6 protein-coding genes, 2 tRNA genes and 1 rRNA gene are annotated in these 22,027 nt (G+C 35.8%); all 9 read left to right on the forward strand.

All coding sequences use genetic code 11. From position 1 onward, the window contains the following. Window positions 1-384: 384 nt before the first annotated feature. Entirely contained in the window at window positions 385-7,806 is a 7,422-nt protein-coding gene (locus tag LNQ49_RS22730) for a SpvB/TcaC N-terminal domain-containing protein (RefSeq protein WP_229991224.1), read from the forward strand. 18 nt (window positions 7,807-7,824) lie between these two features. After that, complete coding sequence (locus LNQ49_RS22735) at window positions 7,825-8,058, forward strand: hypothetical protein (RefSeq protein WP_229991225.1); 234 nt, start codon at window positions 7,825-7,827, stop codon at window positions 8,056-8,058. A 365-nt stretch (window positions 8,059-8,423) separates the two neighbouring features. Continuing rightward, the gene (locus LNQ49_RS22740) at window positions 8,424-8,675 is read left to right on the forward strand and encodes a hypothetical protein (protein ID WP_229991226.1); all 252 of its coding nucleotides are present in this window, start codon (window positions 8,424-8,426) and stop codon (window positions 8,673-8,675) included. A gap of 72 nt (window positions 8,676-8,747) precedes the next feature. After that, window positions 8,748-9,176, forward strand: a complete 429-nt coding sequence (locus tag LNQ49_RS22745; protein WP_229991227.1) for a hypothetical protein — start codon at window positions 8,748-8,750, stop codon at window positions 9,174-9,176. A 133-nt stretch (window positions 9,177-9,309) separates the two neighbouring features. Continuing rightward, complete coding sequence (locus tag LNQ49_RS22750) at window positions 9,310-9,783, forward strand: hypothetical protein (protein WP_229991228.1); 474 nt, start codon at window positions 9,310-9,312, stop codon at window positions 9,781-9,783. Window positions 9,784-9,812: 29 nt separating this feature from the next. After that, the gene (locus tag LNQ49_RS22755; protein ID WP_229991229.1) at window positions 9,813-19,040 is read left to right on the forward strand and encodes a Tc toxin subunit A-related protein; all 9,228 of its coding nucleotides are present in this window, start codon (window positions 9,813-9,815) and stop codon (window positions 19,038-19,040) included. Between the two features lie 972 nt (window positions 19,041-20,012). Beyond that, window positions 20,013-21,526: ribosomal RNA gene (locus LNQ49_RS22760) — 16S ribosomal RNA — on the forward strand. Between the two features lie 123 nt (window positions 21,527-21,649). Beyond that, window positions 21,650-21,723: transfer RNA gene (locus tag LNQ49_RS22765), tRNA-Ile, on the forward strand. Between the two features lie 108 nt (window positions 21,724-21,831). Beyond that, window positions 21,832-21,905: transfer RNA gene (locus tag LNQ49_RS22770), tRNA-Ala, on the forward strand. Window positions 21,906-22,027: the final 122 nt, after the last annotated feature.

Consider the following 22,027-nt stretch of genomic DNA (forward strand, 5'->3'; position numbering starts at 1 on the left):
GGGATTTTATGTTGAGGAAATAATAGAAATACGGGAGTAGAAGTTATGTAATTTGGGTAGATATTAAAACAGGTATTTTTACGTGATTTTATATAGTTTTCTTTTTTTAAATTTGATAAGTACTTATTTGTTAAATGGTTATGCCCTTTGTTCTTCTAGGAACTCTTTTTTACACTATTTAATTCTTGTAATTTTTTTTTATTCTTTATTTGCCAGCCCATTATCAATAAGTTAGTCACGATTAAGGAAGTGCACAAGAATTAATAACAATACAATGAACAGCCATAACAACGCATTAAAAAAATATAACGTGTTGTAATTCCATCTACAAGTCGATAAAGTTATTCCTCATTTATTTCTGCCCCAAAACTTAAATAAAAAGAAATGAAAGAACAGACTCAAAAAAACTCTGGCAATGAATTCTTCCAAACAGATGGAGGAAAAACCAAATCCAATGCAATAGAAATACCATCAATTACTTTACCAAAAGGAGGTGGTGCTTTAAAGGGAATCGATGAAAAGTTTACTGTTAACGCTGTTAACGGCACATCTTCATTTTCAATTCAGCTTCCGTTTTCATCTGCAAGAGGTGCATCACCTTCATTAAGTCTTTCTTATAATTCAGGTGCTGGTAATGGTATTTTTGGATTAGGTTGGAGTTTAAGTTTAGGAGCAATTAAGCGAAAAACAGACAAAGGACTGCCTCAATATCTCGATTTAATAGATTCGGATACTTTTCTGTTTTCGGATGCGGAGGATTTAGTTCCTGAGTTTACAAAGGATTTGAATGGAAGTTTTCAGTTAGATGTTAATGGTGATTATATTATACACGAAAGAATCTCATCTGATGGACTATTTATTATAAGAAATTATAAACCAAGAATTGAAGGTCTCTTTGCTCGAATTGAGCGCTGGACAGAAAAGGCGAACAGAAGAATTAAATGGCGAGTAATTTCAAGAGATAATGTCACGACTCTTTACGGATGGACTGATAATTCGATTATTTCAAATCCAGAAGACTTGACAAAGATTTTTGAATGGCTCCCCGAATTCGTTTTTGATGATAAAGGAAACTGTAGTCAATATATTTATAAAAAAGAAAACGACATTGGATTTGATGATTCTTTATTGCATAACAAAAATCGATTTAAAGATGGTAAAATTACTTATACCAATCTTTATTTAGAAAAAGTATTGTATGGTAACAAAACACCATATAAAAAGTTTGATGATGTATTCCCAAGTAAATCTGATTATTTGTTTTCAACAGTTTTTGATTATGGCGAGTATAATGATGTTGCCCCTTTCGATAAAATAAAAGATTGGGCCTTCAGATTGGATGCTTTTTCAGATTACAAATCAGGATTTGAAATTAGAACTACAAGACTATGTAATAGGGTTTTACTATTTCACCATTTTACCAATTCTGGTGAATACGAAGGTTTGGTTAAATCCCTCAATATGGGATATGACACTGCAACAGAGCAGGATTTTACATTTCTGAAATCCATTACTTCAATTGGTTATATCAAAAAAATAGATGGTTCTTATTCTTATAAAAAAATTCCTCCTATGGAGTTTGATTACCAAAGACATGAATGGAATGATGTTGTTAAATCCATTGATGCAGGACATTTAGTTCATGCACCATCAGGTTTGGACGAACAGCAATATCAATTTACCGATTTATTTAATGAAGGGTTATCAGGTATTCTAACAGAACAAGCGAATGGATGGTATTACAAACACAATCTGGGTGATGGAAAATTTGAACATGCAAAATTAGTCTCTCCAAAACCCACTTTTTCCGGATTGGGAGGTCAGATGCAATTGGCAGATTTAGATGCTGATGGTGGTAAACAATTAGTCAGTTTCAATGCCGGACCTAAAGGGTATTTTGAATTGGATGATGATGATGCATGGCAGGGATTTCGCTCGTTTAAGTCAATTCCAAATATTGATTTTAATGATTCCAATACCCGAATGCTGGATTTGAATGGCGATGGTAAACCCGAAGTGATTATTTCAGAAGATCAGGTTTTTACATGGTATGCTTCTGAAGGTAAAAAAGGTTTTTCAGCTGCACGAAAAACACCCAAGTCGTTTGATGAAGAAGCTGGCCCTCACATTGTTTTTGCAGATGCAAAGCAAACGATTTATTTAGCGGATATGTCAGGTGATGGTATGACTGATATTTTACGGATTCGAAATGATGAAATCTGTTATTGGCCAAATATGGGTTATGGAAAATTTGGTGCAAAAGTAGCGTTGGATAATCCACCAATTTTTGATAGTGAGAACGATTTTAACCCTTCCTTTATAAAACTAGCGGATATTGACGGTTCTGGAACAACAGACATCATCTATTTGGGTAAAAACAAATTTACTTGCTGGAAAAACCTAAGTGGTAACCGTTTTAGTACAACCCCGTTTGAAATCGAGTCTTTCCCTGAAATCCATTCTCATGCTAAAATTACAGTAACTGATTTGTTGGGCAATGGTGTTGCTTGTATTGTATGGTCGAGTGCATTATCAAAAAACACTTCATCTCCATTAAAATATATTGATCTAATGAACAGTAAGAAACCACACATCATGGTTTCTTATAAAAACAATTTTGGGAAAGAAGTTTCATTGGAATACACACCCTCTACTAAATTTTACATCGAAGATAAGTTGGCAGGAAAACCTTGGATAACCAAATTACATTTCCCTGTGCATTGCGTTTCCAAAACCACAACCGAAGATAAAATATCAGGTTGTAAATTAGTAAGTGAGTACAAATACCATCATGGTTATTACGATCATTCGGAAAGGGAATTTAGAGGTTTTGGCATGGTAGAACAAATTGATGCCGAGAGTTTTGAACATTGGAAAAAGAGTAATGCCACTAATATTGTAGAAAAGTCATTACATCAAGAGCCAGTCGTTTCCAAAACCTGGAATCATACTGGGGCTTTTTTGCAAAAGGATAAAATCCTGACTCAATTTTCGAAAGAATATTGGTATGAAGAAATGCTTCGAAATGGATTTGATGTTATCCATCATGAAATAGCCCTGCCTGATGCCAAATTGATAGTTGCCCCTGAGATTGAACCAGCAGTACTTAATCATCTTTCTGCTCATGAATGGCGTGAAGCATTCCGAGCTTGTAAAGGCATGAGTTTACGATCTGAAATTTTTGCAAAAGATGCTGTTAAATTTGAGAACACAACCGAAGCCAAAAGGAAAGAGCTTATTCCTTTTTCTGTAGCTTCACATAATTATGTTATCGAATTACTACAGCCAAAAGGAAAAAACAAACATGCTGTTTTTATAGTTAAAGAAAATGAAGCTATAACTTATAACTACGAACGAAACCCAGAAGATCCACGAATTGCTCATAACTTAAACATTAAATTAGATAAATATGGCAATGTATTAGAGTTTGCTGCGGTTGTTTACCCACGATTGCTAACCGATGTAACGCTTCCCGCTGAAACACAGCAAGAGCAAAGTAAAACGGTTATTATCTATACACAAAATCAGTTTACAAATGATGTCATAAATGTTGATACGCTCCGATTGCGATTACCTTCAGAGTCTAAAACATACGAACTAAAAGGTGTACCAAAATCAAATGAATTTTATATTCTAAATGATTTTGATGAAATACTGACCGAGGCAAAATCAGCAACAGCTTTATATCATGAAATAGATAAACCAACAATTTCTGGTTTATCGCAAAAAAGATTGATAGAACATATAAAAACGATTTACAGAAGTAATGATCTGAAAAGCCCTTTGTCTTTGTATAAATTAGAATCCTTAGCCATACCTTTTGAAAGTTATCAGTTGACATATACTCCCGATTTATTGCGACATATTTACCATGAAAAAGCAGATGACTGGGCATTGCAAAATTTAATGTTAGAAGGCAAGTTTTCGCATGCATTAAATGAAAGTGGTTTAGAAGATGCTAATTGGTGGGTACGTTCTGGTACGATACAATTTCTTGCAGATTTAGAAGCTGTGATAGATGCAAGCAATAGATTTTATGTTCCAATATCATACACTGACCCTTATAACGCAATAACAAAAGTAAAATACTATGGTAGTTATTTTCTGTTTATAGAAGAGACTGAAGATGCAATAGGAAATACTGTTAAAGTGAACTTGTACAACTTTCGAACGCTATCGCCTCAGCGAATGAGTGATATAAATACTAATTTAACAGAAGTAATAACAGATGAATTAGGTTTGATAAAATCCGTTGCAATAATGGGTAAAGGAAATGAAGCCGATTCACTGATGGATTTAACTGAAACAACGGATGCAACTGAATCAATATTGATTAATAACTTCTTCCAGACTTCCGACTCTACTGACTTAACTAATATTGGAAAAGATTTATTAAATCGTGCAACGTCAAGATTTGTTTATGACCTTGACACTTATATAAAATCAGGTAAGCCTGTTGTAGTAGCATCCATAAGCAGAGAGCAACATTATAAACAAAATAACAATTCACCTGTTCAAATCGGCTTTGAATACTCTAATGGTTTAGGTGAAGTAATAATGAAAAAAGTACAGGCAGAACCTGGACTCGCTAAAAAAGTTATTGCCCTTCCAGATAATACTATTACTATTTCGGAAACAGATACATCAGTCAGCATTCCTAAGCAACTTCGTTGGATAGGTAATGGTAGAACCATCAAAAACAATAAAGGCAATGCTGTAAAACAATATGAACCTTATTTTTCGGTAACCCATCAATTTGAAGATTTAAAAGAACTGGTCGAAACTGGAGTAACACCAATCATGTATTATGATGCAGCTGGACGATTGATAAAAACAGAAATGCCAAACGGTACATTGTCAAAAGTTATTTTTGATAGTTGGAAAGTAAGTAAATATGATCCTAACGACTGCATATTGGAATGCGAATGGTATAAAAAAAGAACCAATATTTTACATCCAGAATTTATCAATGACTCCAAAGAACAGCAAGCGGCATTAAAAGTCGAAAAGCATGCAGACACTCCAAGTATTCAATATTATGATACATTAGGAAGACCAATTCTATCTGTTGAAAATAATAGAAACGCAGTAACTAGCATTGATGAATTACAATATACCCAATTAAAATTAGACACCGAAGGAAACCTGCATTCAGTAACCGATGCGCGTGGTAATGTAGTAATGCGCTACAAGTATGATATGCTGGGAAGCAAAGTATATCAACAAAGTATGGATGCAGGACAGCGCTGGTTATTAATAGATGTTTTGGGCAATCCATTACGCACTTGGGATGAACGCAATCATGAATTTCAATATTTTTACGATACACTACAAAGACCCTTATATAATAAAATTCTAGGAGGCGATGGAGATGTAAGTTTAAATCACGTATTTGATAAAATAATTTATGGAGAAACACAACCTAATGCTCAACTCAAAAATTTAAAGGGACAGGTTTGGCAACATTATGATACAGGAGGTGTAATGGAAACACCAAGCTATAATTTTCAAGGCAAACCAACAAGTACAAAAAGAACACTTTTTAAAAAATATAAGGAAGTTGTCAATTGGATCGATGATAATTTGGTTGATGATTTAGAAAATCAATCTTTTACTTTTATTACAGAAATTGATGCCTTGTCACGTATTACAAAGCAAATTGCACCCGATGGAAGTATCATTACTCCTTCTTACAATGAATCTGGTTTATTAGATGGCGAAAGTGTATTGCATCCCGATAAAGTACAGGCAAATACCTATATCAAGAATATTGATTACAATGAAAAAGGGCAACGGAATAAAATTGTTTACGGAAATAACGTAACCAATAAGTTTTATTATGATAAAGAAACGTTTTACTTGAAACGTTTGGAAAGTAAACATCAAAATAATGACCCTTTACAAGATTGGTTTTATACTTATGACCCTGTCGGAAATATTACTCATATCGAAGACAGAAACATACCTACTGTATTTTTTAACAACCAAAAAGTAACTGGTGTTTCAGAATACACTTATAATTCGTTATATCAATTGATAACAGCAAGTGGAAGAGAAAATAATGCAGCACTTACACTTAATGGGCAAGACAACTGGAATGATGCTCCTTTTATGCACCAATTTAATCCCGGTGACCCAATGGCTGTTCGGAATTACACTCAAAACTACCGTTACGATAAAGTCGGGAATATGATGCAGATGAAACATGTTGCTGCGGGTAATAATTGGACACGCGAATATACTTATGAAACGAGTAATAATCGTTTGAAAATGACACAGGTTGGTAGTGAAATGTTTACTTATCCTCATCATGCGCAACACGGTTTTATAACCACATTGCCCCACTTACAGGAAATGGGATGGAATTACAAAGAAGAATTAATCAAGACCATTAAACAAAAACGTACCGATGGTGGTACACCAGAAACGACGTATTATCAATACGACGGACAAGGACAACGTATTAGAAAAATAACAGAAAACACTGCCAATGAAGGAGAAACACCTAAATTAAAAAATGAGCGTATTTATGTATCGGGTTACGAATTGTACAAAAGCCATAGTGGTTCCGATGCCGGATTAGAAAGAATCAGTTTGAGTTTAATGGATCAAGGGCACCGTTTTGTAATGGTAGACATGGAAACTGAACCAAAGTACATACTTGGTATTCCCTTTGGTAGAACATCAACTCAATTTACCATACGTTACCAATTGTACAACCATTTGGGTTCCTCAGCTTTAGAACTTAACGAAACAGGTGATATCATCTCTTACGAAGAATACCATCCCTTTGGAACAACCGCGTTTCAAGCTATGAACGCAGCCATTAAAGCGGCAGCTAAACGCTATCGTTACACAGGAATGGAACGTGATGAAGAAACGGGATTGGAGTATCATAGTGCACGATACTATTTGTCTTGGCTCGGAAGGTGGCTTAATCCAGATCCTATTGGAATTGGGGGAGGAATAAATGTATTTACTTACTCATATAACAATCCAATCAAATATAATGATGTCGGAGGAAATCAAGCTTCAGCTCTTTGTTTAGCAGGTGGTCCCGAAACACCTTGGTGCTGGGCAGGGATTACAATTGATGCTTGGGATCTTTTATTTGGAGCTGCTGTTGTAACAACAGTCGTGGTCGTCACCACTCATCCTCCCGAACCATTGCGTTTGCAGGGACCAGAAATAGAAGATTTTCCACCTTTTGTCTGGCCAATACCACCAGCACCACCGGTTGCACCGCCTAGACCAGCGCCACCAGTTGCTCCACCAAGTCCTGCACCACCAGTTGCACCGCCTAGACCGGCGCCACCAGTTGCGCCACCAAGTCCTGCACCACCGGTTGCACCGCCTAGACCAGCGCCACCGGTTGCACCACCTAGACCAGCGCCACCAGTTGCACCACCTAGTCCTGTACCTCCAGTAGCGCCTCCACTTCCTGTACCACCGATAGCCGGACCAAGCCCAACATTGCCAAGACCTCGTACTAGTCCTCGTCCTAATCCAAATCCGAGACCTGTACCGAGAATACCTCCAAGAGAAGATGACGGTAGACAATGTCTTCCTTGCACTCCTGTACCCGTTGGGGGAATTGCATTTGAATATCATAGTCAAGCAGCTGGTAACGACCCACATAATGGAATGATAAACCATACGCATCATTTCAAAATGAACCAAAGCCCCCCTATTGCAGGTTGTAGATGTTTTTGGAAAAGAGATTTTGTTGAGCCAACACTAAATTATTCACCATTACCTGGTGCAGTACCTGTTCAACCCGCAGGAGGAGGAGGAATAGCACCTTAATCCTAAGAAATAATTATTATGAGATATAAGAAAAATAAAATTCAAGTTAAAGACGGAGATAATGTCAGCATTTACATTGGCAATTTTAGAAGACTTGGTAAGGTTATAAAAATTATTGAGCCAAAATCTGATGATAGCCGAATTTGGTCATTGGAAGAAGGAGGAGTATTAATCGAAGTGGAAGATTTTGGTTTAGTTTCAATTCATTTGCTCGAAGATGATAATGATATACAATTTGAAAGTCGTGAATAATTATGACTAAAATAAGAGTTAAATATTAGCATTTCGATAATAAAATTCTATGGCGTGGATTTACAATCCGTGTCTACAAGCAAAACATATTAATAATTAAACTTAAGAAAAATGAAGTGCAAAAAACATAAAATGATGAATTCAGAAGATTAAGATTTAAAACCAATTAAACTAATACAAAAATGAGTTAGTATCAATTGATTATTGTAGAATGATTAGGCATAATGCTAATAAAAAAAATCTTCTTTAATCTTTTAGAAAACACAATATGCAAAACTATTAAGAATTCATAATTACATTCTTAGTTAAGTATTTGAAAATGAATTTTTTAATATAATTAATCAATTAACTTAAATTATTTAGATATGAAAACAAATGAATTACAGAATGATGCCTTCTTTACTGTCTCACTTGATGGTATAAAGCTTACAAAAGAACAAATTAACAACATCGACAAGGGAATAAAACGAGTTGTTATGAGCGAGATTGCGCAAATAGATCATGAAGGAGATTTAATTGTGAACAGAAAATTAGAATTAAATCCACGATTAAAAGGGCTTAAGCTTCCTATACTTTTGGGTATTTGGATGGAACCATTCAATAATTTGCGAAAATGAACTATTGATGGTTTTTAATAATTAATCACTCTTATCAGAACCAGTGTTCTGATAAGAGTTAAAATAGAAGATATGGAACCTACTAATAATTCTACACCAAAGGAAAAACAAAATTTAACGTGTCCCAGTTACGTATGTAAACCCGGAGCGAAACTATATGGGATAGTTAACGCAGATGGTCTTATCGACTATCTAAAAGAACCGATAGAAATTGATGAGACTTTCATAGCTATGGCTCTTAAGGGCAGAGAACCGGAAAAACGATTTCGATTTTCTGGTACATGTGCCAAATCTGGTTGTAAACAATGGGATTCAGGAGAACATGAATGCGGGCTTATTAATTCTGTAATAGATGTCATTGGTAATGATGAATCGTCAGAATTACAATATTGCGGAATCAGGTCTAAATGTAGATGGTATGAACAAAAGAAAGGCCTTGCTTGCTCGCAGTGTAATGAAGTGATTCGGAATATAGAAATGAAAATTGTTGAGGCTGATTGATAATCAATAGTCTTGATGTATATGCTAAGGTAGATCCGATAGCGCGAATTTGTAATTCGTGTCCAGAAACAAAGCACTTCCACTAAGTCCTATGATTTAGCAAAACGGAGAATAATTTTAAAACCTGAAAACGATGAAACCAACAAACGACAAAAAAACGCACCAAAATACATTACCAGTAAATGACAAAATATTCCAGGCAGTATATGATTCACCCTCTTCATTACCGGGAAAGCAAAAATGGATAACAAAAGAAGAAGATGTCCGTATGATAGAAAAACTATTAGGCATGCCAGACAAGACCATTGGCGCTCCGCTTTGGGTAAGTGGAGATACTAAAAAATGTCCAAAATGCAGGCGCGAAATCAATTGGTTAGACATTGTTTCCTCCGCAGTAGGTAGTATTCATGCTAAAGAAATGATTGCACAAGTTATTCTTGGTGAAACCAAATTTGTGAATGTTGAAGTTCCAAGAGCTATAGCAAACCTGCATTGCTTCAAATGTAAAACGGCTATTGAAAATATTCGCAGCTTTAAATGCCATAATTGGGCTTATGCAAAACCTGCGTTGCTTAAAGTGTTGCAGGAGATGGAAAAAAAGCAATAACTGATTCAGAAAACATATAAAAAAATATCATGGCAACACAATCTGACAACCAAAATTCAAATAAAAAAAAACTTGATTTTTTTAAATTCGATTTAAAAGCCGGAAACCAACTCAAAACATTCGATGCTATTTATAAAATACATCATGCGAATTGGGATGAGGTAAAAAGTGAACTATCCAAAGACAAAAGTTTTACACCAGTAATGGTAAAAAATCTTGAGTTTACACACTATTTGTCTAAATGGAGTAATGATAATAAAGCTGTTGTTGAGTTTTTTCAGAAAGATGATAAGTTGCTTTCGATGCGTGATATTGCTTTGAATTTTAATGAAGAGACTTTTATCCAAAAAGTAAAAAGTATTTCACCAGCAAAATCAAATGAGGATAAAAAAGCATTTGCTATCGATTTACATCATAAACTTTTTGAATTTGAACCTACTGCGGTTGTCGTTAACATGATAAAAGATCCACAAGTGGCTGTATTAAATACAGCTGTGGGGACAAAAGTTGCTGCATTGTTAGAAAAAAGTCCAAATTTTAATATCAGAACCACTTCAATATATGAAGTATTCAAAAATAATGAGGCATTCAAAAAAATACCAGCCGACTTGCAACAACCTATTCAAACTGCATTAAAAACTTTACAAAGAATTGTTGCCATTAGTCCCATCGCGAATGCTATTCCAGTTTTGTATGATGCCAAACTCCATACTGCATTTCAAATTTCAAATGTACCACCTGCTCAATTCAAAATCGCAATGAGTGGTAAAGGATTAGATGAAACAGTACTGCTACAAATTCATACGAATGCGCAGCATTTGCGTGTACGTAATGAACATGCCTTAATAGCGTTAAAAGAAGCCAGTCAGAATACTGGTATTGACATGCTTGACCGAAGCATGCGTCTTGGTAATGGGGCTGAAATAAACAAAGGATTGGGGGCCATGAAAACAGAAAGTAATTCCATTATATATTCTCCAGAGGAAGCTACAAAAGAGATTATAGAAAAAAATAATTTGTCATGGGATATGCTTTTTGGTGATGCTGATATTTGCGAATGTGGTGAATGTACTTCAGTCTATAGTGCAGCGGCATATTATGTAGAATTATTACAGTATTTACGCAACAACAATCTTGATCCTCTTGCCGTAGATGATATTGCTATAAAATCCAATCCTAAAAATATTTCTGGAACCCCATTAGAAAAATTATTTAATCGACGTCCAGATTTAGGCTGTTTGGAATTGACTTGCAAAAATACCAATACTATTTTACCTTATTTGGATTTGGCAAACGAAGTCATGGAGAGTTATGTAGCATTCAAGCATTTAAAACCTTTTAATGTGGCTGATGAGACCAGTAGTGAGTTGCTTGCAGAACCACAGCATACAGAATATCAAGCCTATTGCATCTTGAAAAATGAAGTATATCCATTTACACTGCCATACCATCAACCAATTGATGCCACAAGAATATATTTGGATTATTTAGGAACAAGTCGTTATGAAGTAATAGATACTTTCCGAAAAAACAATAGTAGCAACAATGCTGAATTAACTCAATTAAAAGACGAGGCCATAGACAGGGCTTATGATTCCGAATTTTTAAATATTACTAAAGAAGAATATATCATACTCACAAAGGAATGCTTTGAAAGCAAAACTCTGATGAATAAGCTCAAAAATAAAACATTCACTGATTCGGAATATCAAGAATTGATTGGTGTGAAATTAGTTGGCGAGTATTATGGCTATGATAATGATGCAGCAATGTTGAGTGATAACGGACTCACATTAATCAAAAAAGAGTTTTTACGACGCACAGGAATTGATTATTTCAACCTCGTAGATTTACTTAAAACAGAATATATCAATCCGTTTTTACCCAAAGGGAAATCAAAAAATATAACAGAAAGCTTGCATTTTAGTTATCGGTTTTTACAAAACTACGCTAAAATACATGGGATTGATAAAATGGCTGAAGATTTGGTGAAATTGGAAAAATTTGCTGATTTATTACCAATGATTATAGATCAGATAGAAACATTAACAAACAAAAAATCACTCAGCTGCCCTGATACATGCAAAGATAAAGTAGAAATAAGCGACAAAGATATTAGCTGTTGGGTGAAATGTCATTTTGAAAAAATAGGCAAAATGATAGTCATAGAAAGTGGTAGAGGATGCGTGAATGGGAAAATACTTCTTAAGAATAATGCTTTATTTGATAGTGACTTCAGTATAAGGGTTGAAAATTGTAAAATTCTTTATGATACAGCTAAAGAAAAACTTCCAGTTGGTCAAATAGATAAAAAAACAGGAAAAGTCACTTTTTTGGATGAAAATGAAGAAACGGATCCTAAAAACTGGGAGCAAATCAAATTCTTAGGAGATAAGGGCGAAAAAGGCATATTCTTAATAATAGACGGAGAGGTGTATCTCATTTTCTTAGAACAAAAAGACAGTTGTGATTTAAATACCGCTCTACTTCAGCATTTAGATGGAACACCGTTGACTGTTGATGAATATGATCGTATACATCGTTTTATACGTTTGTGGAGAAAATTAGATTGGACAATTGATGAAATTGATAAAGTAATTGTTGGATTAAGTATCCAAAAATCATTAAATAATGAAGAAGATTTAAGCGACGATGATTCTATTTGCGACGATTGTGATGATGATTGCAATAGTGCTGATTGTGATGAATGTGATTGCGATGATTGTAGCGAAGAATGCCATCATGATTATGATATTTCAACAACCCTAATACATCAATTGGTAGCAGTAAAAAAACTATTGGATAAAACAGGTGTTGAATTAATAAAATTACTTGCTTTTTGGACAGATGTTAGCACAGCAGGTGAAAAATCACTCTATAAAAACCTTTTCTTAACACACAATGTGTTAGGAATTGATGAGGTTTTTAAAGCTAATGCAAATGGCAATTATCTCACTGTAAATACTACAATTACAGAGCATTTCCCAGTATTAATGGCTGCTTTAAATTATACAGCCGACGACTTGCAAACCGTCATGCTGGCAACAGTAATGACTGATGAATTGACTCTCAGTAATCTATCAATACTATATCGCTACCGATTACTTTCAAAAGTTTTAGGCTACAAGATTCCTGCATTTATGGATATTGTTCCGCTATTAGGTAATATATTTAATGATGCCTATAGTACACTTGAATTTATAGAGAATTTATCCAAAATTGATGATGCAGGTTTTACACCACAAGAACTTAATTATATCATTAGTGATTTTGACGATATTAAAAAACCGTTTAAACCTACACAGAAATCGATTTTAATTTTGGCAAAATCTATATATGATGGGCTAAACGCAATCGACGAAACGCAACAGGATTTAAAGTTTGACGACACAATTATCGATGTAGTATTACAACAAATCAATCTCAAAGAAAAAGCAACGTCAGAATTAGTAAGAGCTAAAGCAAGTTTACTGTTTGAAACGGATATTGTTGAAAAAGTCATCGGCATACTGGAAGGTACGAATGTATTTATAACCAATGCTCCTAAAAACATAGAGTTTATTCTAGGCGAAGATAAAACGCTTCAAAATAAATTAAAATACGATAAAATAAATGGAAGTATTCAAATTACAGGTATCTTAACCGAAGCTGAAACTATTGATTATAAAGCACTCAGTAATGACCCTAATTGGGCATCTGCGTTAAGCAGGGTTGAAAAACAACAAAACAAACAATTCAAAGAATCATTGTCTAAAGTTTTTGAGACTGAAAAAACAAAAACGGATGCTCAAAAAGAAGCTTTGGAAATAATAATTAAAGCAGGTGACATCAGTTTACCTATTGATAAAATACTAGAAGGAGAGCCTGATATTAATACAGCTCCTCAAAAAAGAGTAGCCTTTTTAGAAATCTTCATGCCTTACTTGCGTCAGGAGCTGAGTCATCGTTTTATTATAAACACGCTGTCTGGTGTAATGGGGTTGCAATCCAATATTACTGATATATTGGTTTCCGATATATTAAAAATTGGCAATATACCAGTTTCGTTATACAGTATTTTTGAAAAAATAAAAGAGAGTAGTAAGCCTGTTGAAAGCAATTGGAATGGATACCTAATTCCTGCAACAACAGCTACATTTACTTTTGTTATTAAAAACAGTGATGCTCAACCTGTACTCAGTATTGATGGAACAGCATTGAGTTTTACAGTTCAGGAAGATCCTACGAATGAATGGTGGAGTAATGATATTGTGCTCCAATCTGGCAAATTATATAAATTATCAACTACAGGTGTTGAATTAAAGAATATCAATTGGAAAACAACTGCCTCTGCCATTACAGCTGTTCCGTCATCGGCATTAATTCCCGATTTTGCTTCTCAGCAATGCGAACCGGCATTAATTGCATTAAAAAAAGCAGCCATGCTGGTTACGGGTTTTGATTTGAGTGCCGATGAAATCCAATTTTTAGAAAAAAACAAAGCTCATTTTGATAATCTGGATTTTAACAAATTGACATTAATCCATTGGTTGCGTTTGGAGGCCTATACACGACTTCGAAACTCTTTACCTCAATCTGAATTCAATATATTAGACTTTTGGAATTGGATTTACGATCCATTATCTGATGTAACACTATTGAGTGACAAAATTACTGAACTCACAACATGGAAAAAACAACGAATTGATAAATTGATTGCACTAAATCATTTCAATATAACTCAACTACAAGAGTACAACAATGAAAAAAATCTATTAAAACTGCAGTCAGCTCTAGCTGTTGCCGATAAGATAAGTGTAGACATCGATTTGCTTTTTGAATGGGCAATTCCTACCTCTAAATTCAATAAATGCAGGATAATTGCCGATAGTATAAAAAATGCAATTCGCGCCAAGTACAACCAAACCGACTGGGAAGTAGCTGTAAAACCATTGAGCGATAAATTACGCAATAACCAGAAAGAAGCCTTAATTGGATTTTTGTTGCAGCAACAAACATTAATAGATTGGGGGGTAACAGATGCTGATAGTTTATTTGAATATTTTCTGATAGATGTTCAAATGGATGCCTGTATGGAAACTTCACGTATCAAACAGGCTTTGTCATCAGTACAATTATTTATACAACGTTGTTTCTTGGGATTGGAAGAAGAATATAGCGGAATTGCGCCAGATATATTAGATAGAGAGCGTTGGGATTGGATGCAGCGTTACCGAGTTTGGGAAGCCAATCGTAAAGTTTTCTTATATCCCGAAAATTGGATTGAAAGTAACCTACGAGATGATAAGAGTCCGTTTTTTAAAGAATTAGAAGGCGAATTACTGCAAAAAGACATCAACAAGCAAAATGTCATTGACGCGTTAAAATCCTACCTCTACAAAGTTGATGAAGTGGCTAATATGGAAGTAGTAGGATTGTATATTGACGTAAAAGCATCAGAAAATTGGAGTAAAGGAGAAAAATTGCATGTGTTTTCCCGCACTCGGAATGCACCTTATTTTTTTTACTATCGCTATTTGGCCTTGGATGAAATGAATTGGTATCCTTGGGAAAAAATGCAGGTGGATATACCAAGTTATGATGTGGAAGATGAAGGTGGTGTTATTACTGGTAATGGATGTTATTTGACACCAGTAGTATGGAGTGGCCGCCTACTCATTTTCTTTCCACAGATTGTAAAAAAGACAAAACCAAGTCAAGATCCCAACGTTAAAAATCAAAAAATTGCTGATATAGGAAAAAATGCAACAGCCGAGCAACTAAAACCTATTGAATATTATGAAATAAAAATGGCATGGAGCGAATACCGAAATGGCAAATGGACTCAAAAGCAATTATCAACCAGGGCTGCTGACACATCTTGGACAACGAAACTTCCTGCTATAGAAAACTTTAAGTTTATTCCGAATATAAATGACAAAAAAAGTATCATTATTCAAGTAGAGGATGAAACAGATACTGATTTGAAAGTTTTTGAATTCGAATTTAATGGCAGTCACATAAGATATTTGAATAATACAGGTATGTTGCCTACGTTGCATCCAGATATTCCTCTGCCAAAACACTTTCACAAAAATAATTCAGATAATTTGTTTTTGGAGCCATTACTAATTAAGAACGGTGATTGGATAAAATCTACTGTGTTGTATGATGATAATGCAACTTCGTCTACAATCAAACTAACCAATATTACAAACTTTTATCATCCAGATACTAATAACTTACTTGGTGAAATCAATTTGGGACAATTAGACCAATTTTTTCACTACAATTTAAATATTGGTACCGATAGTGCATTAACAGAAATGCAAAAAAAGGAATTAAAAAATGATGCTTTTGGCTTATATGATGATAATGATCCTTCAACGTCGAATATTTTTCATGAACTCAAACGTCCTTATTCTTTATACAATTGGGAATTGTTTCTGCATACACCAATGATGTTGGCTGATACATTAAGTAAATCGCAACAATTTGAAGAAGCTATGAAATGGTATCATTTTGTGTTTAATCCTATTGCTGCAGGTTCTGATGATAAACGCTTTTGGCAATTTGCGCCATTTAAAGAAACAAACAGCCAAAGAATTTTAGACAGTATTTTTAATAATCTGAAACCAAATAAGGCTGATCAAACCATCAGCGAATGGCGTAACAAACCCTTTATGCCGCACTTGGTAGCTCGTAATCGCCCAGTGGCATACATGAAATGGGTCGTAATGAAATATATAGATAATTTGATAGCATGGGGGGATTATCTATTCCGACAAGACACTATAGAAAGTATTAATCAAGCAACGCAATTGTATATTTTGGCCATGCATATTATGGGACCTCGTCCAATGATTATTCCAAAACGCGGTATTACAAAGCCGCAAACCTATATTGGTTTATTAGATAAATGGGATGCTTTTGGAAATGCTATGGTAGAACTAGAATTGGCGGCTCCATTTAGCAATCAAACCCCCTTACCTTTTGGCGCAGTAAATGGTGAGTTGGCGTTTGCAAATATATACGGTTTAGCTTCTTCACTTTATTTCTGTATCCCGAACAATCCTAAACTTATGGGCTATTGGGATACCATTGCCGATAGATTATATAAAATACGTCATTGTGAAAATATCGAAGGAGTATTCCGAAAATTACCATTGTTTGAACCGCCAATAGATCCTGCATTATTGGTAAAAGCTGCGGCACAAGGATTGAGCATTGCTTCGGTAATAAATGATTTAAATACTCCAATGCCTAACTATCGTTTTTACTATTTACTCCAAAAAGCATTGGAATTGTGTGGAGAATTAAAATCTATGGGGAATGCTTTGCTTTCTGTAATAGAGAAAAAAGATAATGAAGCCATTGCACTTATCCGTTCCAGACATGAAAATGCCATGCACAATCTGGTAATGGAAATCAAAAAAATGCAATTGGAAGAGGCGCAAAAAAATATGGATGGCTTGGAACAGAATCGTAAAAGTCCAGAACATCGCATGAAGTATTATCTCAAATTAATAGGGGAGGACTTAGGCAAAGTACCAGGATTGGATGCTGAATTTGCTGAAATTGCCAATAGCATAGAAGTACCTGTGGATGAAAGCGGATTGAAACTCATACCTTTTGAGAAAGAAGATATGGATAAGGCCAGTGCCGCTGCCGATTGGCAAACAGGTATTGGAATAGTAGAGACATTGGCTTCGGTATTTCATGCATTACCAACTATAAACGGTCATGGAACGCCTTTAGGAGTAGGGGTTGCTGTATCTTGGGGGTTTCCTAACTTGGCAAATGCTACATCAGCAGTTGCTAGAGGTTTGCGAATTCAAGCTGATCATCTTTCTTACCAATCTTCATCAGCTGGTAAAAAAGGAAATTTCAAACGTGCTTTACAAGAACGAGTTATGCAAGCTAATTCTGCAGGTTATGAACTAAAACAAATAGACAAGCAAATAACAGCTCAAAAAATTCGAATTGCCATTGCCAATCAGGAAATTACCAACCAACAAAAAATGATTGATAATGCATTGGAAATAGAAGATTTTTTAAAAAATAAATATACTAATGAAGAATTGTATACTTGGATGCGTGGTAGTCTTAAAACATTGTATCATCAGGTATATAGTTTAGCGCATGAGCTGTCTAAAAAAGCAGAAAAAGTATACCGTTTTGAACGAGGTATAAGTAATTCCAATTTCATACAATCAGGCTATTGGGATGCCGGACGAGATGGCTTACTCGCTGGAGAACAGCTTTATGTTGGATTAAAACAAATGGAAGCTGCTTATCAGAACGAACGCGGTTACGATTATGAAATCACAAAACATGTTTCTTTATGTTTATTAAGTCCATTGGCACTTATTCAACTTAGGGAAACAGGCAAGTGCGAGTTTGAAATACCCGAAGTATTGTTTGATATGGATTATCCTGGGCAATACAAACGTCGTATTAAATCGGTATCAGTGTCAATGCCTTGCATTGCAGGACCTTATACAGGAGTCAATGCCAAATTTAGTCTATTGGAAAATAAATTCAGAAATAATGCGATTGGAGGCAAGACATATGAAGAGAATACAGAAAATAAAGAGAATACAGATGATACCGATGATCGTTTCAGCACATACCGAATTCCTATTAATGCTATTGCGACCAGTACTGGTCAAAATGACAGCGGTATGTTTGAATTGAATTTTAAAGATGAACGTTACATGCCATTTGAAGGTGCTGGTGTTGTTAGTAAATGGCGTCTTGAATTACCAGAGATTCGTCAATTTGATTATGCAACAATTGCTGATGTTATTGTACATATTAGATACACAGCTTGTGAAGGTGGAGAGCGATTAAAACTAAACGCTACAAAGACTGTATTCAAACAATTAGAAAATATTAAACAGCAATTGAATGAAACTGGTTTGCATTTGGCGCTAAATATGAAACATGATTTGTCAAACGAATGGTATTTACTTAAGAAATCAGGTGCAGTTGAATTGAATATTGACAAGGTACGATTGCCGTATTTGGCTCAGTCTATTAATTCAGTACATATTGAACAAGTTATGTTCTTGGCAAAAGTCAAAGGCAATCCGGTAAGTTTTGTACTTAATATGAATGAAACCGAAACAATTGATCTTTCCAAAGTAAATGAATTGAATATGTGTCGTGGTATCAATTCAGATATTAAACTGGGTATTCCATTTAGTCTATCAATTGAAGAAGCCGATAAATTAAAACTGGAGGAATTAATAATGATGGTGAAATATGGTTTTTAAAGTTAGATAATTCCATTGGTATATAAATTTACTCCAATGATGCCATTATATATAGACTGTTGATAAAGCACATCATACAGCTAAACTTGTCGTTCCTCTAAAGTAGCGCTAGTTTTGGATGTTTTGATAAAAGCGACTCCTACTATATAGGAGTCGCTTTTTTTATGATGCTATATATAGGAGAGGATTCGTGATACTATATATAGGTGCATGTTTTTTGCTATACTATAATAGGAGAGAAGAACCAAAAAGAAGCAAGCGCTGCAATTTTCGGGAGCTTTAACCTGCTATTCGCTGTAATCTTTCTCTTTTTAAAGAAAAAAGAGAAAGGATTTCCGCTACTATCAGGGCTAGGGGAGCAAAACAGAAACAACCAAACCCCCGAAACCCCAGCAAAACCAAAGACAGTCTAAACACTCCAGAAGAAAAACCCCACAAAACCCAAAAAGGGAGAGTTTGTAAAGTTGGTGTTATCAGATGGTTAAGAATTAAAGGTAAAATAAACTAAAAATAGTGATTGAAAAGTATTGTTTATCTAGATAAAGGTGGTAGTTTTGCACCCGCAACAAACAAAAACGTTCATCTGAAATACTGACAAGAGACTTTAATCAAACGAAAAATTTTTTCTGAAAAAAGATTAAAAAAAGCTTGTGAGTTTGGAAAACGAAAGTTACATTTGCACCCCGCAAAACACGGAGTTCTTTGAAATACTGCTAAGATTTACGAATGATTTTTGAGAGAAAAATTTCTTAAAAAAAACTTCAAAAAAGTCTTGCCAGTTAAAAACAAGTTCACTACTTTTGCACCCGCTTTGAGAAACAAGCGACACAAACAAAAAGAACACGTTCCTAGACATATTGAATTGACAGCCGTTTCGAAAGAGATTTCGAAACACAGAATAAAGAGTAATAGAATCGCAAGATTTGAATATAACCGATAGAATCATTAGTCGCAATATAATATAAAAAATATACGATGAAGAGTTTGATCCTGGCTCAGGATGAACGCTAGCGGCAGGCTTAACACATGCAAGTCGAGGGGTATGCTTCTTCGGAAGCAGAGACCGGCGCACGGGTGCGTAACGCGTATGCAATCTACCTTTTACAGAGGGATAGCCCAGAGAAATTTGGATTAATACCTCATAGCATAGCAACTTCGCATGAAGTCACTATTAAAGTCACAACGGTAAAAGATGAGCATGCGTCCCATTAGCTAGTTGGTAAGGTAACGGCTTACCAAGGCTACGATGGGTAGGGGTCCTGAGAGGGAGATCCCCCACACTGGTACTGAGACACGGACCAGACTCCTACGGGAGGCAGCAGTGAGGAATATTGGACAATGGGCGCAAGCCTGATCCAGCCATGCCGCGTGCAGGATGACGGTCCTATGGATTGTAAACTGCTTTTATACAGGAAGAAACCCTGGTTCGTGAACCAGCTTGACGGTACTGTAAGAATAAGGATCGGCTAACTCCGTGCCAGCAGCCGCGGTAATACGGAGGATCCAAGCGTTATCCGGAATCATTGGGTTTAAAGGGTCCGTAGGCGGTTTAGTAAGTCAGTGGTGAAAGCCCATCGCTCAACGGTGGAACGGCCATTGATACTGCTAAACTTGAATTATTAGGAAGTAACTAGAATATGTAGTGTAGCGGTGAAATGCTTAGAGATTACATGGAATACCAATTGCGAAGGCAGGTTACTACTAATTGATTGACGCTGATGGACGAAAGCGTGGGTAGCGAACAGGATTAGATACCCTGGTAGTCCACGCCGTAAACGATGGATACTAGCTGTTGGGAGCAATCTCAGTGGCTAAGCGAAAGTGATAAGTATCCCACCTGGGGAGTACGTTCGCAAGAATGAAACTCAAAGGAATTGACGGGGGCCCGCACAAGCGGTGGAGCATGTGGTTTAATTCGATGATACGCGAGGAACCTTACCAAGGCTTAAATGTAGTTTGACCGATTTGGAAACAGATTTTTCGCAAGACAAATTACAAGGTGCTGCATGGTTGTCGTCAGCTCGTGCCGTGAGGTGTCAGGTTAAGTCCTATAACGAGCGCAACCCCTGTTGTTAGTTGCCAGCGAGTCATGTCGGGAACTCTAACAAGACTGCCAGTGCAAACTGTGAGGAAGGTGGGGATGACGTCAAATCATCACGGCCCTTACGCCTTGGGCTACACACGTGCTACAATGGCCGGTACAGAGAGCAGCCACTGGGCGACCAGGAGCGAATCTATAAAACCGGTCACAGTTCGGATCGGAGTCTGCAACTCGACTCCGTGAAGCTGGAATCGCTAGTAATCGGATATCAGCCATGATCCGGTGAATACGTTCCCGGGCCTTGTACACACCGCCCGTCAAGCCATGGAAGCTGGGGGTGCCTGAAGTCGGTGACCGCAAGGAGCTGCCTAGGGTAAAACTGGTAACTAGGGCTAAGTCGTAACAAGGTAGCCGTACCGGAAGGTGCGGCTGGAACACCTCCTTTCTAGAGCCTTAGTGTTAGCATTTATGCACGCTAGGGAAAGAAGACGAAATGTCTATTTGTTACATCTCTAAAGATTATATTACTCTGCTGTTAGTTCAAATAATACAATTTAAGTAAAAACAGAGTCTCGTAGCTCAGCTGGTTAGAGTACTACACTGATAATGTAGGGGTCGGCAGTTCGAGTCTGCCCGGGACTACTATTTTAAACTTAAAAAAAAGGAAATTCTAGAAGTTGGAATTCACCAAAAGAAATTGAATCTGAAATAGGGTTTAAAATCTGAATTCAAAATTCTAAAATTGAAATTGGGGGATTAGCTCAGCTGGCTAGAGCGCCTGCCTTGCACGCAGGAGGTCAACGGTTCGACTCCGTTATTCTCCACTATTCCGAAAGGAAAAAAGTTCATTGACATATTGAGATAAGAAAATAATAAAAAGTAGAAAGCATTTTTTATTGACGGTAGTAATACTGTAAATAAAGAAAACGGTCTTAATTAATTTTAA

The sequence above is a fragment of the Flavobacterium pisciphilum genome, assembly GCF_020905345.1.
Taxonomy (GTDB): Bacteria; Bacteroidota; Bacteroidia; order Flavobacteriales; family Flavobacteriaceae; genus Flavobacterium; species Flavobacterium pisciphilum.